Annotated in this window: 15 protein-coding genes; 10 read left to right on the forward strand and 5 right to left on the reverse strand. The window is 59.5% G+C overall.

All coding sequences use genetic code 11. The annotated features are described in order from the left end of the window. Nucleotides 1-369: 369 nt before the first annotated feature. The 6 genes from recG (at nucleotide 370) to larB (ending at nucleotide 8,717) form a co-directional block, all read left to right on the forward strand. Complete coding sequence (gene recG / locus Pan181_RS02930; protein WP_145245408.1) at nucleotides 370-2,460, forward strand: ATP-dependent DNA helicase RecG; 2,091 nt, start codon at nucleotides 370-372, stop codon at nucleotides 2,458-2,460. Nucleotides 2,461-2,668: 208 nt separating this feature from the next. After that, the gene (locus Pan181_RS02935; protein WP_145245409.1) at nucleotides 2,669-3,736 is read left to right on the forward strand and encodes a hypothetical protein; all 1,068 of its coding nucleotides are present in this window, start codon (nucleotides 2,669-2,671) and stop codon (nucleotides 3,734-3,736) included. Then, complete coding sequence (locus Pan181_RS02940; protein ID WP_145245410.1) at nucleotides 3,736-4,668, forward strand: P-loop NTPase family protein; 933 nt, start codon at nucleotides 3,736-3,738, stop codon at nucleotides 4,666-4,668. The genes Pan181_RS02935 and Pan181_RS02940 overlap by 1 nt, the downstream gene beginning before the upstream one ends. Nucleotides 4,669-4,711: 43 nt before the next feature. Beyond that, nucleotides 4,712-5,536 (forward strand): ExeA family protein, encoded by an 825-nt coding sequence (locus Pan181_RS02945; protein ID WP_145245411.1) that lies wholly within the window; start codon nucleotides 4,712-4,714, stop codon nucleotides 5,534-5,536. A 135-nt stretch (nucleotides 5,537-5,671) separates the two neighbouring features. Further along, nucleotides 5,672-8,014 carry a PEP-CTERM sorting domain-containing protein gene (locus tag Pan181_RS02950; protein ID WP_145245412.1) on the forward strand — a complete coding sequence of 781 codons (2,343 nt, stop codon included), beginning with the start codon at nucleotides 5,672-5,674 and terminating at the stop codon, nucleotides 8,012-8,014. Nucleotides 8,015-8,024: 10 nt separating this feature from the next. Beyond that, the gene (larB, locus tag Pan181_RS02955) at nucleotides 8,025-8,717 is read left to right on the forward strand and encodes a nickel pincer cofactor biosynthesis protein LarB (protein WP_145245413.1); all 693 of its coding nucleotides are present in this window, start codon (nucleotides 8,025-8,027) and stop codon (nucleotides 8,715-8,717) included. A 29-nt stretch (nucleotides 8,718-8,746) separates the two neighbouring features. Here the strand turns inward: larB and Pan181_RS02960 are convergent, their stop codons facing one another. After that, nucleotides 8,747-11,053 carry a VIT domain-containing protein gene (locus tag Pan181_RS02960; RefSeq protein ID WP_145245414.1) on the reverse strand — a complete coding sequence of 769 codons (2,307 nt, stop codon included), beginning with the start codon at nucleotides 11,051-11,053 and terminating at the stop codon, nucleotides 8,747-8,749. An 818-nt stretch (nucleotides 11,054-11,871) separates the two neighbouring features. Here Pan181_RS02960 and Pan181_RS02965 point away from each other — a divergent pair. Then, nucleotides 11,872-12,390 (forward strand): hypothetical protein, encoded by a 519-nt coding sequence (locus Pan181_RS02965; protein ID WP_145245415.1) that lies wholly within the window; start codon nucleotides 11,872-11,874, stop codon nucleotides 12,388-12,390. A 105-nt stretch (nucleotides 12,391-12,495) separates the two neighbouring features. On the opposite strand, the gene Pan181_RS02970 is transcribed toward Pan181_RS02965, so the two are convergent. From Pan181_RS02970 to Pan181_RS02985, 4 genes are all read right to left on the reverse strand, one after another. Further along, complete coding sequence (locus Pan181_RS02970) at nucleotides 12,496-13,200, reverse strand: hypothetical protein (RefSeq protein ID WP_145245416.1); 705 nt, start codon at nucleotides 13,198-13,200, stop codon at nucleotides 12,496-12,498. Nucleotides 13,201-13,401: 201 nt separating this feature from the next. After that, nucleotides 13,402-13,740 (reverse strand): DUF4288 domain-containing protein, encoded by a 339-nt coding sequence (locus Pan181_RS02975; protein WP_145245417.1) that lies wholly within the window; start codon nucleotides 13,738-13,740, stop codon nucleotides 13,402-13,404. Nucleotides 13,741-13,975: 235 nt separating this feature from the next. After that, the gene (locus Pan181_RS02980; protein ID WP_145245418.1) at nucleotides 13,976-14,479 is read right to left on the reverse strand and encodes a hypothetical protein; all 504 of its coding nucleotides are present in this window, start codon (nucleotides 14,477-14,479) and stop codon (nucleotides 13,976-13,978) included. 46 nt (nucleotides 14,480-14,525) lie between these two features. Further along, nucleotides 14,526-15,320 carry an IS5 family transposase gene (locus tag Pan181_RS02985; RefSeq protein ID WP_145245101.1) on the reverse strand — a complete coding sequence of 265 codons (795 nt, stop codon included), beginning with the start codon at nucleotides 15,318-15,320 and terminating at the stop codon, nucleotides 14,526-14,528. A 292-nt stretch (nucleotides 15,321-15,612) separates the two neighbouring features. On the opposite strand from Pan181_RS02985, the gene Pan181_RS02990 reads away from it, so the two are divergent. From Pan181_RS02990 to Pan181_RS03000, 3 genes are all read left to right on the forward strand, one after another. Continuing rightward, nucleotides 15,613-16,281 carry an O-methyltransferase gene (locus Pan181_RS02990; RefSeq protein WP_145245419.1) on the forward strand — a complete coding sequence of 223 codons (669 nt, stop codon included), beginning with the start codon at nucleotides 15,613-15,615 and terminating at the stop codon, nucleotides 16,279-16,281. 149 nt (nucleotides 16,282-16,430) lie between these two features. Beyond that, on the forward strand, nucleotides 16,431-17,228 hold the full coding sequence (locus Pan181_RS02995; RefSeq protein ID WP_231943737.1) for a class I SAM-dependent methyltransferase: 798 nt from the start codon (nucleotides 16,431-16,433) through the stop codon (nucleotides 17,226-17,228). A gap of 28 nt (nucleotides 17,229-17,256) precedes the next feature. Continuing rightward, a complete protein-coding gene (locus tag Pan181_RS03000) occupies nucleotides 17,257-18,546 on the forward strand; it encodes a hypothetical protein (RefSeq protein ID WP_145245420.1) in 1,290 nt (429 codons plus the stop codon). Nucleotides 18,547-18,556: the final 10 nt, after the last annotated feature.

An 18,556-nucleotide genomic window follows, 5' to 3' on the forward strand; every position in this document is an offset into this window, starting at 1 on the left:
TGCGCGTGGCAGAACCAACCGCCAACATCGAAAGGAGACAAAGTGAGCAAAAAACCGTTGACAACAGGGTGGGGCGAAATCGACACAGCGGCATCGCGGCCCGGTGCGCCATACCTCGGTGAACGTAGGGTTTCGTGCGAATTGCCGGACCGCTCGCCAGAAAATAAAGCCCCCACGATTGCGTTTGGGGCTTTTGGGGGCAAAATCCAGGGGGTCGGCTAGCTCGCTTGGCTTTCGCAGCTTCCCTTGCTTTCCACTTTTCCCATTGCTTCCCACAACAGCCTTTGCTTCGCTGGCCAGACGATGACCACCGCAACGCGGTAGGCGACACAACTGCCAGCCAACCCGGCGACTCACTACAATGCGGCTATGACCACACCTGTTCAAATCCTGGCTACCCCGGTTGCCGAAGCCGTCGACGTGCGGCCGCCGCTCAAGCGGCCGCTGGCGAAGCTAGGACTACGAACCGTGCGCGACGTGCTGTTCAACTTTCCTCGCGACTACGAAGACCTGAGCGACCTCCGCGGCATCGAAGCGTTGGAAGAGGACGTGCTGCAAACGGTTCGCGGTACCGTAGAGGAAGTCGATAGCCGGAGCATTGGGTTTGGCAAAACCCGCGTCGGGGTGCTGATTGCCGATCGGGGGTTCCAGCTCCGGGCGACCTGGTTTAACCAGCCGTTCATGCGCGACAAGTTCAAAGTCGGCGATCGCGTGCAGTTTTCGGCCAAGCCGAAGCAGCGGGGAGGTCGCTGGGAGATGACCCACCCGCACACGGTATGGCTCGGCGACGAGTTTGCCGAGGCCGACCAGCAATCGTCGACGAGCGAGCTGCAGCCGGTCTACTCGCTGAGCGACGGGATCACGCAGTTCCACATGCGTCGCATCGCTGGCAAGATCGTGTCGGAGTTCGCCGAGGTGCCCGACGAGGTCTTCTCGGCCGAGCTTCTCGCGAAGTACAAGTTGCCCACGATTCACGAAGCACTCAAAGCGATTCACCTGCCAGAGAATCGCGAACAGGTAGAGCAAGCCCGCCGGCGATTCATCTTTCAGGAGTTGTTCGTGCTGCAACTGGCCCTCGCAGCCCGGCGTCATCAACAGCGGGTGAACTTCACCGCGCCGGAGTTGCCGGTCACCGCGCAGATCGACGCTCGCATCTCGCGGCTGCTGCCGTTTCAGTTGACCGCAGGGCAACGGGAAGCGGTCGAGCAGATCGCCGACGACCTGTCGACGACCACGCCGATGAATCGGTTGCTGCAAGGCGACGTCGGCAGCGGCAAGACGTTGGTCGCGGTCTACGCGCTGCTGGTGTGCGTCGCCCACGGATACCAGGCCGCGCTGATGGCCCCCACCGAAATCCTCGCCCGCCAGCACAGTCACACGCTCGAGAAGCTGCTCGATCAAAGTCGGGTGCGATACCAGCTATTGGTCGGGGGACTGAAGCCGAACGAACGCCAGGAAGTGCTGCGGCAAATGGTCGAGGGGGAAACCGATTTGGTGATCGGCACCCACGCGCTGCTGCAAGAGAAGGTGCAGTTCAAGAACCTCGGCCTGGTGGTGATCGACGAGCAGCACAAGTTTGGGGTCGAGCAGCGGGCGTCGCTCCGCCGTGGCGATCGCTCGCCGCATTACCTGGTGATGACCGCGACTCCGATTCCCCGCACGATGGGCATGACCCAGTTCGGCGACCTCGACGTGTCGACGCTGCACGACATGCCCCCGGGCCGGCAGCCGGTCACTAGCTACGTGGTCGGCCCCGGCGAGCGGGAGCGATGGTGGGAGTTCACCCGCAACAAGCTTCGCGAAGGTCGCCAGGCGTTTGTCGTTACGCCGCTGGTGGAGGAGTCGGAGAACATCGCCGCCACGAGCGTCGACCAGGCGTTCGAGCAACTCACCAGCGGCGAACTGGCCGACTTCCGGGTCGACATCCTGCACGGCCGGATGACCCCTGCGGAGAAGGACGAAGTGATGGAGCGGTTCCGCCAGGGCGAGACCCAGGTGCTGGTCGCGACCACGGTGATCGAAGTGGGGGTCGACGTGCCGAACGCGTCGATGATGATCATCGCCTCGCCCGAGCGGTTTGGCATCGCCCAGTTGCATCAGCTGCGCGGCCGCGTGGGTCGAGGGAAGCACGCGGGGTTCTGCGCGGTGCTCGTAGACGACGAAACCAGCGACGACGCCCGCGCGAGGCTGCAAAAGTTTGCCGACACGCACAGCGGGTTTGAGCTAGCAGAAGTCGATTTTGCGATCCGCGGGCCGGGCGACCTGTTTGGCACCCGCCAGCATGGACTGCCACCATTGCTAGTAGCCGACCTGGTGCGCGACGGCGACGTACTCGTCGACGCCCGCGATGCGGCGATCGAACTCTTCCAGGCCGATCCTGGTTTGTCGAGCCATGCGAAGCTTCGCTCGCAGATGCTTCGCAAGTATGGGGACGCGCTCGACCTGTCGGACGTCGGCTAATCGTAAGGAGGAGTCATTCGTGGAACTCAACGAAAGGAGGTACTAGCATTGCAATCGACCAGCGAGCGGATATCCGCTGCTAGCGGCGGTATTCGTTGACCAATCCTCAAGGCTTACCTAACCGGAACCGATAGTACGGATGAGGAACCCTTTGGGCCGACCGCGCCTGGGGTGATGTGATCACCGCCATTCACAGGGACGCTGGCAAGTGAGCAACGCGACGAAAAACAACGAGCAAGGCCTGATTCAATCCACCGAGCTGGAATTACCTCCGGTGCTAGCACGGGTACCTTGGCTTGCCAAGGCGAGCCAGCCAGCCGCACCGGCTCCGATCAGCGAGCCCGCCGCGCCGGCGATCGATGCCTCGCTGTTCCAGCCGCACAGCGTGGTCGCCATGCCCGAACTGGGAACGACCGACTACGTGGATCGGGCGCCGAAGTACCGGTTCGATCCGCCGCAATCGCCGCAAGCCAGTCACGAGGCCATGCAGCCGCAACCTGCTGCGACGACCGCTGCTCCAGAACAACCAACGACCACCCCAGCGGACACCCCCACGGCCAAAACCATCACCCGAACAGCAGAAAACGAGACCGAAAAAAACGTGGTCACGCACCTGCGGTTCGACAAAGCCGTAGGCGCCAGCACCGAGCCGGTGGTCGAGCAACCCGAAGTGGTGGAAGCCGATACGCACGAACCCTCGACCTGGCACACGATTGTGTCGCTGGTCGATAACGCGATTCGCCAGTATCACCGCGTGATTGTGTTGGTCGCTTTGCTCACCGCCGCAGGCCTGATGATGCTGATGCTGCAAGGGCAGGGTAGTTCGTCGGAGCCAGCGGCAACTAGCAATGAGGCCAACGCCGATAAAATCGCCTCGCAGCCCGAGGAGCTTGATCTGTCGAGCATTCCTCCCCTGCGAACGGACGACGCCGACCAGATGATCGCCGTCGTGCGTGGTCCACAATCGCATTCGCGAAACCAGTCGACCGAAGTCGAGTCGGTACCACCGAGTGGGCCGATTCCGCTGGAGCCGATTGTTCCGCAGAACGAACCGATCGTCCACGATACGAACGCTGTTGGGCCGAACCACATCCAAAACAACACGCCTGCACCGCAGCCGAACGAAGGTCCCGGGGAGCCAGCAGGTGGGTATCCTGTGACGAGGGTCTTCAACGGACCGCCAGCTGTTGCCAACCAACCGACCACAACCGGACAAGCACCGCGGATTGCCCGCCTACCAGGGCACCTGCTACCTGTGAACGAAGAGAGGCAGTAATGAGCACGAACAAAGCCTTTATCGATGCCTACAACACCGCCAGCCGTCCGAAACCGCTGACAACGCCTGCGGTTTCGTCGGGCGATACCGCGGTAATGTTCAGCGCGAGTGAATTGGTGCTGGCCGATGCGTTCGACATGCCGTACTTGTCGGACGAAGCGGCCGACGACTCGGCGCCCGAAACCGCCGTGGCAACCGAAACCAGCGAACCCGCCGAATCGCCAGCGAAACGCAAACCGCTTTCGCAAGTGCGGGCCGAAACCTTGTTCGGACTGCGGAAGGATGCTTCGCACGCACGTGGATCGTCGAAACCCAATTGGCCGCTCGTGTGTCAGCAGGTGCTGGCGCGGTCGGCCGATAAGTTCGACGCGGTACTGCGTAAGCTGCCAAACGAATCGCCGAGCACGCTCGTGGGCCTCGTCGGGGCGAGTTCGCCATCGGGCTGCTCGACCGCTGCGATTTGCCTGGCGCTGCGAAGTTCGGCACTCGGCTACAACACGCTGCTGCTGGATGGCAATCTGGCGAAGGCCGGACTGGCCGAGCAGTTGGAAGTCACTCGCTACTCGTCGTGGATCGACAAGCTGCTGGCTGGCGACAAGATCGAGTCCGCACTGCTGCAGGGCGATGTGTCGGGCGTCGATTTGCTGTTGGCCAAGCCGATGATCGGCGGCGAACTGGAGCCCAACTCGCGGTTCCGTGCATCGCTGGCCGCCGGGGTGCTGCGTCGTAAGTATCATCGCGTGGTCATCGACTTCGGCGCCGCGGTCGTTCCGCAGTCGGGCCTGGCTGCGGATCTAGCGGCTGCCTTAGGAGTCGATTACTTGTTGGCCACCGCGGCACCTTCGACCACCGAGCACGACCTGGCGCAAGCCGTGGTGTCGCTCGACCAATTCGGGTTGAAGCTGGCCGGCGTGATTGAAGCGACTGTTTGATTGAGCCGGGACAACTTCGACACCTCCACTTGCGAGCAACCTCATGTACCTGGAACACTGGCAACTTGCCGACAAACCGTTTGAGCCCGCCGCCGACGAGCGGTTTTACTTTGCTTCGCAAACCCACCAGGGAGCGATGCTCAAGCTTCGCTACGCGCTCGAAAATGGTCGCGGCGCAGCGCTCATCGCTGGCCCGAGCGGGGTCGGTAAGACATTGTTGGTCGAGCAGTTGCTCGCCCAGTTGCCGGCCAGTTTTGTGCCGGTCGTGCACCTGGTATATCCGCAGATGCCCGCTCGCGAGATGCTGGCCTACCTGGCTGCCCGCATTGCCCCGAACGAAGATCCCCAGGGATTGACTCCGAGCGTGGATCAAAGCTGGCGGCGGCTCGAAGAGTCGCTGCAAGGCGCGGCCGAACGAGACGAACGCCCCGTGGTGGTGGTCGACGAGGCTCACCTGCTGGAAGACGCGGGGACGCTCGAAACGGTTCGGCTGCTGCTCAACCTGCAGCAGCATGGCTCGCCGCTGCTGTCGATCGTGATGGTGGGGCAACCGCCGTTGCTGTCGACGCTTAGTCGCACGCCGCGGCTGGAGGAGCGACTCGACATCTCCGCGTTGGTCGAACCACTTACCGTCGACGAAACCGCCAGCTACCTGCAGCATCGCCTGGCAGCAGCCGGAGCGGAACGCAACGTGTTGACCGACGGAGCGGTCGACACCCTGCATCAGCTCGCCCACGGCGTGCCGCGGCGGCTCAACCGACTCGGCGACCTGGCGTTGCTCGTCGGCTACGCAAATGGGGCGTCGATGGTAGATACCGAACTCGTAAGGTCGGTCGCCAACGAGCTGGCCTTCGCCCGGGCGGCCTAGCTCTCGCCGCTTTGCTATCCTGTGAAAATTGCCGCAAAACCAAGTGATTCGTACAACCCGATCGTAGTGAGATCGGTGGTCCGTGGGTAAAATCGACCGTTTGTGTTGATTTTTCCTGCCTTCGCAGAGACCACCATGCCCCGCCTGCTGCTGTCGTTTTTCCTTCCCTTGGCCTTGATGTTGCTCGCCTCCCCGAGCAGTTGCCTTGGGCAGCTTCGCGTGGTGACCTATAACACGCTGCAGGGGCCGAACCCAGGATTCTCGACGGTGATTCAGGCCATCGGCGAAGAGTCGTACAGCGGCTTTGCGAAACCGGTCGACGTGCTGTTGCTGCAGGAGCAGAACAGCATTACCGCTTCGGGCGGTAGCACGCAGCAGATCGTTAACATCCTGAACGGAATCTACGGAGCCGGCACCTACGCGAGCGGAGTCGAGTCGGGCGGCCCGAGCTATTCCGACATCCGCCAGACGGTGGTCTACAACACGCAAACGGTCGAGCTGATCGACGAGCTGGCGTTCGGCTCTTCGAGCCAGGCCCGCGACACCATGCGGTTTCAGCTCCGCCCGGTAGGCTACGACGAGTCGGCCGACTTCTACGCGTACAACAGCCACTACAAGGCCAGCCAGGGCGGCAGCAACGAGTCGCAGCGTTTGGCCGAAGCGGTCTCGATTCGCAATAACTCCGACGACCTCGGCCAGGGAACGCATGCCATCTACGCAGGCGACTACAACATGTATACGTCGAGCGAGCCTGCTTTCCAGGAGCTTATCTCCGCAGGCAATGGGCAAGCGAACGATCCGGTGAATCAGGTCGGCAACTGGCACAACAACTCCAGCTACGCCCGCTGGCACACCCAGAGTCCCTGCGAAAACGACTGCTCCGCGGGCTTTGCCAGTGGGGGAATGGACGACCGATTCGACTTTCAGCTCGTGACCGGCGAGTTCCTCGATGGCGAAGGTCTCTCTTACATCACGAACAGTTACCACACGTTTGGCAACAATGGCAGCACCTACAACGACGCAGTGAACGTTGGCAACACGATTACCTTCGACGGAATCACTTCGTTCAGCAAGACCACGGTGTTGAATGCGCTGGAGAGCGCGAGCGATCACCTGCCGGTAGTGGCCGACTACCAGCTTCCTGCGATGATGCAGGCCGAACTCGCCGCGGCGGTGCCCACGGAGCTTGGCCAGGGCGAGTCGTACAGTCTCGACCTCTTGGTGCGGAACGCAGCTAACGTGATTCACACGCTGGGAGCCGACGAGCTGAACTTCACTTACACCACGACTGGCGACCTGTTGGGCGGCGGAGCCGGCACCGCCTATGCACTTAGTTCGGACCTGAGCTTCCCGATCTCGTTCAACACTACGACGCAGGGGGCGAAGTCGGGAGAGATCATCGTGTCGACCAACAGCCAGTCGGCGGCCAATCCCTACATCACGATTCCCATCAGCTTCCAAGTCGGTGAGGGCAATGGCAATCCTGATCCGGACCCCGATCCAGACCCCACGACCGATGGCATCATCGCCCGCGCGCTCTATCCCACCATGGCCGACGATAAGAACGTGCTCGGCTTTCAGTTCGGGGCGAACACGGTCGGCGAGGCCAGCATCGGCGGTAGTTCCGACGCCCGCATGCTGAACTTCTCGAGCGCCGACGATCTGTTCGGCATCGTCGATCGCAACGACAATCCAGCGTCGAGCGTGCTCGACGATTCGACCCTCGGCGGCGACTCCATCGGCATCATCCAATCGAGCGACTACGGCAACTTCTTTGGGGTCGCCGATAGCATCAACGATCAAAACACCGGGCCATTGTCGGCTGAGTGGACGTTCGATATCTCCGAAGTCGTCGGTGATCTGACGTTGTCGATCGACATGGCTGCGATGGGCGATTTCGAGTCGAATAATGATTCCTATCAATTCGATGTCTCTCTCGACGGAGGGGCCTATTCCACGGTGTTTGCATCGGTGATCGACGAAGCCGGCTCGCAAACCTACGAGTTCGAAAGCGGCGCAACCAGCAATCTCAGCGATCCAGTAACGGTTAATGGAATTACCCTTAGCAACGTGTTTCATACTTTTACCGAATCTCTCGATCTGGTTGGCGATCAACTCACGCTCCGGTTCACCGCGTCTTCCGACGGGGGGAGCGAAGCGTTCGCGTTTCGTAATATCTTGCTCGAAGGGCTGGTTGCCCAAACCCTTACCGGCGACTACAACGGCGACGGCCACGTGGATCTGGCCGACTACACACTCTGGCGCGACTCGCTCGGCGCGACCGTCGATCCCGGCACCGGGGCCGATGGCGATGGCAACGGGCTCGTCGATGCCGGCGACTACGCCGCTTGGAAGAGCCACTTCGGCCAATCCATCAACTCCTCTAGCGTCGGGTCGCAACCGGTGCCCGAACCCAATACACTGTGGCTACTCGCGATGGCTGTTGTTGGCCTCGCTTTGCGGCAACGTAACTCCTGAGCACCTGGATATGACACCTAGCGACTCCAGTTTTTCCCTTGCCGAAAATGCGGTGACGCTCGACGAAGATCGCTCGCGTCGCTGTGGTTTTCCCGAGGTGATTTACGCCGAGGGCAAAACGGTCGAGGCCGTTCAGGCCATCGTCGCTCGGTTGCTCGAACAAGGCGAGCGGGTGCTGGCGACACGGGTATCGGCCGAGCAAGCGGCCGAACTGGTGCCGATGTTTCCGCAAGCCCAGTACAACCAGCTCGGTCGCACGCTGCGGGTCGACCCTGAGGGGACGAGCCAGGCAGCTATCGGGCATGTGGCCGTGATTACGGCAGGCACCAGCGACCGTCCCGTGTCCGAAGAGGTGCGAGAGACCCTCGGCTGGATGGGCGTGCAAGTTACCATGATTTACGACGTCGGCGTCGCCGGCCCTCACCGGCTACCGAGTCGGCTGGCCGAGTTTGAATCGGCCGACGTGGTGGTCGTCGCTGCAGGCATGGAAGGTGCCTTGCCGAGCGTCGTGGGTGGGTATGTTGGTTGTCCTGTGATCGCGGTGCCGACCAGCGTTGGCTACGGGGCCAGCCTCGGCGGTATTGCCGCGCTGCTCTCGATGCTCAATAGCTGTGCGGCCAACGTGACGGTCGTGAATATTGATGCTGGGTTTAAAGCAGGCTACCTGGCGGGATTGATCGTCAACAAAATCCACGCCAAGTAGCGTTGCTTTCGGCTGCTAAAGTCGCAGGGTTACCACTGGTAGACCTGCCCATCGAGTTTCACGATCACTGGATCGTCGATCGACAGGTATTGGTTCACGTGGGTTCCGTGCTGCGAAACAAGGTCGAAGTACTCGCGGCTGTAACGCTCAATATGCTTCGCGTTCTTCTGATCGGCTTCGCTGAGCGACGAATCGACCCAGTTGTCGCCTTGGCGGAAGAACGTCTTGCGGCCGCGTAGCAGCATGTTGTCGGCCACCACCGCGCGGTTCGACCGGTTGTCGTTCCACACGCCGTTGCCATAAAACAGCCCGCGATTCAGCTTTTCTCGCTCGACACCCGACAGTCCTGCGTCGAGCCGGTCCGAAAAACCATTGAGCGAACTCAGGTCGGCCTGCGGAGCCATCTTGAAGTTCGCCTTCGCTGCGCGTTGATTGAAACCATACTCCCCTTGCGCTTGTGAGAGCGACGCTCCCGCGATTTCGCTGCTGAGTCGCCGGTTGGTCGCAGTCTCGGTGTAGCGGGCGGTCGTTTCGTCGGCCAGGTAACTGGTGTACTGGGTGACGATGCCATGCTTCGTAGCAATCGCGATTAGCTCGTCGAGCAGTTCCTTGTTACTGCCATGCAGATCGATTTCGTCAATCAGCTCGCCCACTCGGCGGGCGGCCCACAGTTTGGCGATAAACGCGTTGGTGTCGTCGCTGCTATGTTCCTGGAGTTTCGCAGGGAAGTCGTACGTTTGCTCCTTGCCAGCCACGGTGCCGGAGAGCGTTACCTTCGCGTCGCCCGGCTTCGCGTAGCGGCCAACAATCACCGCCTGGTCGCCGGCAAACAGGTCGAACACCCCGGCCGGGTAGGTTCGCGTGATCATCGGGCCATCGGTCTCGCTGGCTCCTTCCACATCGACTGCCAGCTTCACGTCGGTCAGCACGGGGGTTCCGATGCGTCGGTAGAGCTTGCTCACGCTCGCTTCGATGTCTTCGTCGGGACGCACGTATTCGCTTTGCCCGAAGTTGGCGCTTACCAATCGATCGAGCAGGCGGCTGTTGACGTCGAAGCCAACGCCGAAGCTGAAGATCCGCGCCCGCACTTGATTCGCTTGCTTCGCCAGATCAACAATCTTGGCCTCGTTCGTCTCGCCGGCGGTGGGAAGCCCGTCGGTCAAGAATACCAGGTACGTTGGCCGGCTCGAGTCGTTTAGCATGCCCATCGCGCGATCGAGCGCGCCGGAGATGTTGGTACTACCGCCTGCGAACAGACCTTCGACGAACCCGATGGCCGCATCGCGCGTTTCCGGCGTGCACTTCTCCAGCTCAGGACGGAACGTTTCGATCTCGCTGTCGTAAGCAACGATGTTAAACGTGTCGCCTTCGCGAAGATTGTTGAGCACGAACTTGGCTGCCCCCTTCGCCTGGGCGATTTTCTCGCCGGTCATGCTGCCGGAACGGTCGACGACGAACAACACCGTCTTGGCGGGCGGTTGCTCGTCGGGCGTGGGAATCTTGGGACTTGCCAGCAATAGGAAGTAGCCCGCATCGTCTTTGTCGGGGCGATAGCTCACCAGGCTCGCTCCCACGCCTTGCGGGGTCGCATCGTAGAACAAGCGGAAATCACTAGTTGGAATCGCGTCCTTTTCTTCGTAGGTGACCACCGCGTGGTGATCGCCTGATCGTTTGATGTCGACCGCCTGCGAAGCAGAGTAAACGTTTTTGATCGGCTCGCTGCTTTCGATCGCCACGGTGACCTTCAGCGAGTCGATCGTTCCGCTGGTGTACCGTGCGGTGCGGAGCGGCAGCAAAAAGTCGGTGAGCCCCTGCGATTGCGGGCAGACCTGCGTGTACCGCAGCGTGACCGTGCGTTTCGCGCCCGCAGGCACGGGAAACACACTGGTGCGGAACATGCCGGTGCCGAGCCATTCGAGCAGGGCCGGGTCCTGATTCTTGCGAACTGTCTCTTCATAGATTTTTCGGGCTTCGTCGGCCGATAGCACTTTGCCTTCGAACTCCTGGCCGTCGACCATCAAGGTGAGCTTGTCGATCGCTCCGTCGTACGGCAGCGGAAACACGAAGGCGACTTCCATTTGCCGACTGCCGGTGTTCTGGAACGTCTGGCTCATGCCGACCTGGGCGATCTGGTCGTGCAGCTCCACGTTCACGTCGATGCTATCAATCTTGTAGCTACTCTCCGGCACCTGCGGCCGCGGCACAAACGGGCGCGGCAACGGAACATGCCGGCCGCTGTTGACGTCGACCAGCAGCCCTTGTCCGCGAGCGACCCCCAGCAAGCAGAACATGGCGACCATAGAGAGAATAGGCAGCACACCAATGGCACGACGCATCACATGTCTCCTGATAAGCGGGGAGCGATTGAAGCAGCTACCGATATAGACGAGCCACCTCGGACGAAAGTTCCCAGAACTTCTGAACCCTCGCTAACCAGATTCGATCCGGCGAAGTGAATTGATTCCTAACGCTGGGCAAATAGATTCCCAATTTTCCCACCGATGGGAAAATTGAATCTCCGCCCACGCTACAAAACCAGTGGTTTTCGCGCCCGAATAGATTCCCATTTCCCAAAACGCATCGAGTGGGAAACTATTTTTACGCTACGCACTTATCGCAAGTCGTTATTGGCTATGAAGTTACATCAACACCTCCGCGATAGTTGCCCAAAATAGATTCCCATGGGTGGGAAACTATTTTTGGGAGGCGAGTTTGGATTGCGGATTTCGGATTGGGGAATGCGGAATGCGAATATGTCATCTTGAAGGAGCTTCCGGCGACCGAAAGATCTAGCCTACCGCTTACAGCCTAGAGCCTACAGCTTTGCCACACGCGCAGCAGTAAACGCCCACACAACCGAAGATTCGCTTGCGCGTCGCCAATAGTTGGACATTAAGACAAACATCACATCTCCAAAAGCCTCCAATCACTAATAAGCCAACAGCCGATAGCTGAAAGCCGACAGCCTAAATAGCATGTTCATTAGATCACTGTGGGTGGCCATTTCCCAGCGAAAAGTGTGGAGATACTGGGAACCGCAATGCCATGCGAATTTCACCCTCGCATCTCCAGGGGAAGGGGGGGTGTGGTAGAACAGCACGAAAGCTCCTCCGCCAAGGGAGCGACGACTTGTTGAAGCAGGACGGATGGTCGAATGAACCACGATCAATGCTTGAAGGTTATGGAGCGCATCCGCGTGGCCGGCCTGTATCCGAGCGGGTACTTGTTGGTATCGCTGGCCTTATTGGTAAGCCTGCCTTTCGCCTACCTCCTGCAACCCGGTTGGTCCATCATCGCGGTTTTGTTGTTCTGCCTGAGCCAAGTCGTGGTGGTCTGCCAAGGGGCTGGGATCGTCGTGTCGTGTGGCTGGGTTCGACACCTCGGCAAATTGCGACGCTATGGACTTTACCTCGTCGCGTACGGCGTAGGTTCCCTGGTGGGAGTGTTCTGGCTAGCGGCTCTGGCCACGTTTGGCGGACCACCTCGTGACCAGGTTCCCCTGTTTCTTGCCAAGCTCTGGTTGGTTGCGGTTGTTTGTAGTATTCCTCCAGCAGTTTACCTTCGACGCCGGGGTGTTGTTTTTCGTTCGCAACTCAAAGAGTGGGAGCAGAGCACAAAGGAAACCAAAGTCAATTCAGAAGACGAAGGCAATCGCGATCGCTCATCGCAGTGATGCAGCGGCGAGCCTGCTTTTCAAGACCGACGCCGGAGTGCGATCATGCCTATCGCTACATAGTCAGCCGCGCCGGCCGATGCGATTGTCACTACTCTAAGAAAGCTACTTGGCCACGCGAACAACAGTTGCGGTTCCGCAAACGACAGCAATGCATAGTAGTGACAAAGAACTGCACTCGGGGACCGCCTGCGTGTTGCGATACAACCACATGCCGGTTGTGTCGGAACGAGAGAGTTCGCTTGCGTAGCCAAATACGAGTTGTGCTTGGGATGAATCGGATGGAGAGGGGGAGTAGTTGTACATAAGGTTTGCCAGCAATCGATCATCCAGGCTGGTAGGCTCCAGCGAGAGTGTGCTGCTGAGCCCAAACAAATAAGCACTGCTGCCGATCGATCCAATGGGTTCACCTCGGGCATAAGTTGGGCCCAAGAGGCCCATTAAGCCACCCACTGGCACCGCATTCGTCGCAAACTCGGAGGTGGAAGTATCTACCCCAGCCGACATGGCCAAGGAGAGGATGTCTTCGGTGGTTGCTGCTGTGAATCCCTCGAGCCGGCCTCCAGGTTCCAGTTCGGCAAGCAGATCGCGTTCGTAGTCAAAGGAGAACGAGTCGTCTGGTGCTCGTTTACCTAAGTCGATGGTGAGAGACTCCGTGAGATCGAGCCATTCTCTGTGGTGGATGTCGTCGAAGGTCAGCAGCCCATCTCCTGGGGCAAGCCAGTCGCGTTCGGTGACAGCAGCCGACGCGAGACTGCAAACAGCAAGAACTACGACACTCGCGGCGATTCGCACGAAGTAGTGATTCATTCCACCACCAGTGTTGCATTGTGAGAAGAGAGTATGTTTGCCCGATCACGAAGCAGAGCTCTTCGTTCCATTGTCGTGCAAAATACTGATGGATGCAACCATCGCAAGGAAATAGCGGGAAGAATCGCAGCCAAGTGGGCACTGGCGAATTCCGCAGGACTAATCGCTACCCTAGAGTATTCTCTGAGTTTCGACAGGCATTTACACCCTTATTCGGTCCAGCAATTGATGGTCCGGCTGAATGCGTGAATCGGCTTTTGAGGTCTTCATGCGATAAACGTCGTACCACACCTCTTCGTCGGAGCATTCCACTCCGAGCTTGATCATGTCGGCGATTCCCAGGAACTGAAAGGCCGTGTCAGATCCAGCGGCGTTCTTGAATACGTACTCCGCCTTATTGCCCATTCTTCTTGCCCGGGCAATGGCCTCCTTGGGGCCGCGAGCTTCGAACGTAACGATCCGCTCTTCAAACTGAGCAATAGTCGATTGCTGGGCGACGTCGTAATAAAACAGCAGTTTGGCTGAATAGCGGTTTGCCATTGGAAACCTCGAATAAGACGGTTGATAGCTCCGGGCCACTCAGGAGGGTTGCATGATGTCCGGGCTCCATTTCCATGCGTTTACCACCATGTTCTACCGTGAATGGCGATAACAGTGAAACGCCGGGGGCAGGGAGATTTCCCAAGGCCGGTTTGGCGAACACGCAGGTTGCTTACCGAGTACACGCCAAGTTGCCGGCGGGGACATCCGAAATGGGTGGTCAGCAGCAATGCAATTACGGAGTAGCCGGTTTGGCCCCGCAAAACACGATTCTTCCATTATGGATGGTTGTTGCTCCCAGGTGCTCGAATGTGCTGGGGGAGTTCTCAAATCCAGCATGGCCGGTAGTCTTCGCAGAAAACAACCATGTGGGAGTCAAGTTGACGACATAGCTCTTGCCATCGAAATCGAGCGTGCCGGGAACTAAGGTGGCGTCGTAGTCCTTGAAGTCGGTGCTCTCGACCGTGTGTTTGCCAGAGAAGTCTTTTAGAAATGTCTTGCCCAGGCTTGCTCTCACCAAGATAGCTTGGAGTTCTTTGGGGGTTCCTTCAAAGTAAAACAGCTTCTGCATCGCTTCAGGGTCATTCTCTTCAAATGCCCTTGTGAAATCCGAAGCAAACAATTGCTGCATCTCTTCCGTCGACAGCTTTTTATCGGTAGCTGTTTCTGATTGGCAGCCTTGAGCTGCGATAAGCAACATAAGTGCCATGCTGCAAAGCATGAATCGGTTGTCGGTCATTGATTCAGTCCCAATAATTGTTGCTTCTGAGAACGTGTTTTAAAATTCACTTTTCCGCGCTGGCCAGTCTTTTCGACATGAGGCTGATCATGGCGACGTAGGTGATGGCTTCGCTGGAGGCGGTTGTTTTTTCGTAGTCCTTGCTGTTCCGTCGATGTCGGGCCAGCCAGGCGAAAGTTCGTTCCACGATCCATCGCTTCGGCAATACCACAAACCCTTTTAGGCCGACTGGCCTGAGCACCGTTTGTAGAATCCAACCAAACGTTTCCCAGGTCCAATCGGGCAACCCTGATCGACCGTACGCGAAGTCGCCAAACACAATCTTGATTCGCTTGAATTGCTCGCCCAGCTTGTCCATTACCCATTCGGCTCCGTCCTGGTCCTGCCAATCCGCGCTATGAACGACTATCGCGAGCAACAATCCGAGCGTATCGACCGCCACATGACGCTTGCGGCCCGTGATTTTCTTGGCCGAATCGTAGCCCCTTTCTTCACCTCCTTCGGCCGTGCGAACCGATTGGCTGTCGATGATCGCTACCGTGGGTGTCGACTTCTTGCCTGCCGCTTTGCGTGTTTTGGCTCGCAACGCATCATGAATCTTCTGCCACGTGCCATCATTTCTCCAACGCCAGAAGATGCCGTAAACCGTACTCCAATTCGGAAAGTCCTTAGGCAGCATCCGCCACTGGCAGCCCGTGCGGACGACGTACAAGATCGCGTTGATGATCCGCCGGCGGTCAATCGGACGACGTCCGAACTGCGAACGTGCTGGCAACAACTGACGAAGCAATTGCCATTGTCGATCGGTGACATCACTGCCATACTTCCTTTCCGTTTTCATGCTACGGCTCCTTCCTCAGGCTGCTAACCAAAAGAGGGAGCCGTAGCTGTTTTTCTTTAATCAGGCAATTTCAAAACACGTTCTGAGAGTGGCACCAACGGCTAAACGCCCGGATGTATGTAGATATCCTAACGCCGGTGTGCCATTCGTGCTTTATTGCCACTCGAACGAATCTAACCCGTTTTCGCCGATCGTCCAAATACCCCCCGATAGTTCCCCTCGCCTGACGAATGTCCGCGTCGTGCTACAATGAGGGCGGAATAGAAACTCACCCGCTTGGAAGGATCTTGCGATGACCACGCTTACTTCGGAAAAAATCGCTCGCTTGCTCGAGGCGTTGTATGCCGACGCGGCGAACAATCCTCCGCCGTCGCGGGAGGCGGGGCCGCAGATTTTGAGCGGGCTGAGCGCTCGCGAGTTGTATCACATGATGCGTCAGGTTTACATGGCGATCGATGCCGACTTTGGTCAGCTGCTCTACACGCTGGTCCGCGCGTCGGGGGCTCGCGAGATCGTCGAGTTCGGCACCAGCATGGGGGTGAGTACCATCTACCTCGCTTGCGCGCTTCGCGACAACGGCGGCGGGCATCTGATTACCACCGAGTTCGAGGCCGAGAAGATCGAGCGGGCGCGGAAGAATCTCTCCGATGCGGGCTTGGTCGACCTGGTAGAGTTTCGCGAAGGGGACGCGCTCGATTCGCTCAAGAGCGACCTGCCCGAGAGTATCGACTTCGTGTTTCTCGACGGGGCGAAGGAGATGTACCTCGACGTGCTGAAACGGATCGAGCCCAACATTCGAGCAGGCGGCCTGGTGGCCAGCGACAACACCGACCACGACGGGCTCGACGAGTTTCTCGCTTATCTACGCGACACCCAGAACGGCTACCTGCATTCCGAGTTCACCACCACGCGAGGCGACCGCAGCAGCGGCCACGCGGTTTCGATGCGGTGCGGAGCGTAACGCGACTTTCCGAAGAGGTCGTTGCAGTCGATGTCGGGTAGAGGTGAACCGCAGGTTCTTCTCAATGTTTTCCCGTGGCCCCACTATTTTCGAGGGGGGCTGCTGATCACACTGTAGGGGACTCCCCTCCTCTCTGCGCACTTCGAACGTTGGCTGCTGCTCTGATGCAAGAAATCATTCAAGACAATCTCTACAACTACCCAAAGTACTACGACTTGGTGTTCGGTTCCGACTGGGCCGCGGAGGTCGCGTTTCTCGAGGCCGCTTTTGCCAAGCATGGCAACGGCAAGATCAAGCGTTTGTTCGAGCCGGGGTGCGGTACCGGGCGGTTGATGTATCGCCTGGCGAAGCTCGGATACGACGTGGCCGGCAACGATCTGGCCGAGCCGGCGGTCGACTACTGCAACGACCGGCTCGAGCAGCATGGGTTTCCCCGCACCGCCGAAGTGGGCGACATGTGCGACTTTCGGGTGAAACGCAAGTTCGATGTTGCGTTCAACATGATCAATACGTTTCGCCATTTACCCTCCGGCGACCACGCCCGCCGGCACCTGGAGTGCATTGCCGGTTGCCTGAAGAAGGGGGGGCTGTACTTCCTGGGGCTGCACCTGACCCCCACCCGCGGCGAACCGATGGACGAGGAGCATTGGTCGGGTCGGCGGGGGAATTTAACGGTTTTGTCGCGTGTGTGGACCGTCGAGCGGAATCTCCGCAAGCGGGTCGAGCGGGTGAGGATGAGTTTTGACGTTTATACGCCAACGCGTATGTTTCGGCTGGTAAATTGTGCCGATTTTCGAACCTACACGGCGCGTCAGATGGCCGATCTGATTAGTAGCGTACCCCAGTTTCGTGTGGTCGAGATGTACGATTTCGCCTACAACATCGACCGACCGGTTAAAATAGATCCGGAAACTGAGGACGTGGTTTACGTATTAGAGAAAACCTAGTTCAGCCCACCGATACCTCATGAACGTGATGGCCGACAAACCGACCGTGGTGGAAGACTCGCATCGCGAGTCGTTGGTCGCGTTCCTGGAGTTCGCCGTCGAAGCGGTGGGAGTCGCCCAGTCGCAAGAGGGCGACTTGGTGACGCTCGAGTTCAATCACCGCGAGCATCCTGCCTGGCCGCGGCCGTATCAGGTGCGTGTTTCGGTAGCGACCGACTCGGCGGATTTGCCTCGCCGAGTGGTGCCAGCCACCGAAGGCATCGCCTGGCTGTGGAAGCTCGCCCAACTCGAACGCGGCGCGCTGCTCGCTCGCCCCGCCTCGCAACCCGAGGCCGTGCACGAGATCACCCGCGCGCTGTTCGAAGCCTATCAAGTGGATGGGGGGCAGATGCATCTGGCGGGCTGCCGGATCAACGAGGTTCCCTTCCTTCGCGTTACCGAACTCGCGACCGACGACCCTGCACAAGTAGTGCACCGTTTCTACAACGCCGAGATGCAACCGGTGAGCGACGACGAGGTCGCCTCGCTCGGGCTGGCCGAGGTGGTACCGCTCGGCAACCATCCCACGTCGTTCACGCGCTCCGCGGTGCATGTTCTGGTGAATCAGATCGAAGAGGCCATGCCAGGCGTGGTGGCCGCTACGGTAGTGATCGCCAAGCGGGCGGAAGGGGCCATTCAATTCGAAATCGGCGAACAGTGCGCCCAGGTGTCGTTTAACGACTGGACCCGTTCGCTGTCGGCTCCGCCGTTTCGGTGTGCAGCCAGCGGGCGAGAGACATTCCACCTGGCAGCGCTCGAAGATGGGCGCATCGTCGCGGCCGAGGCCATTGCCGAATGCGAACACACCGGCACCCGCGTGCTGGATTCGGAATTAGTGACCTGCACCAGCACCGGCAAACGGGTCGATCCCGAAATCACCAGCCGTTGCGCGGTAAGCGACAGCGTGTTGCTGACCGACGAGATGGCAACCTGCAAAACGTGTGGCCAGCAGGTGAGCCCCGCGGTGCTCGACGCTGGCAGTTGCCAGGCGTGCCGCGAGTTGCCACTCGCCCGAGCGACCGACGAACTCATTGCTCCGCTCCTCGAGCGTTATCCACGCTTGCAGCAGTACGGTAAGTTTCGCGCCGGCCAGTGCGGCGGCGTGCTCCGCGTAATGGCCCACGGCTGGTGGCGACGCTTGTTGTTGGCGGTGCCGAGCGACGAGTCGCAGCCGATGCACCTTGCCATGCGGCAGGGACTCGCGGGTGGTTGGGAGCAGGTGCCCGAGGCCGACTGGCCGCAGTTGCTTGGCCAACCGTCGGACGGGGCAACCGAGTAGCCGCGTTGTT

Origin of the sequence: Aeoliella mucimassa (genome assembly GCF_007748035.1) — a bacterium.
GTDB classification, from domain to species: domain Bacteria; phylum Planctomycetota; class Planctomycetia; order Pirellulales; family Lacipirellulaceae; genus Aeoliella; species Aeoliella mucimassa.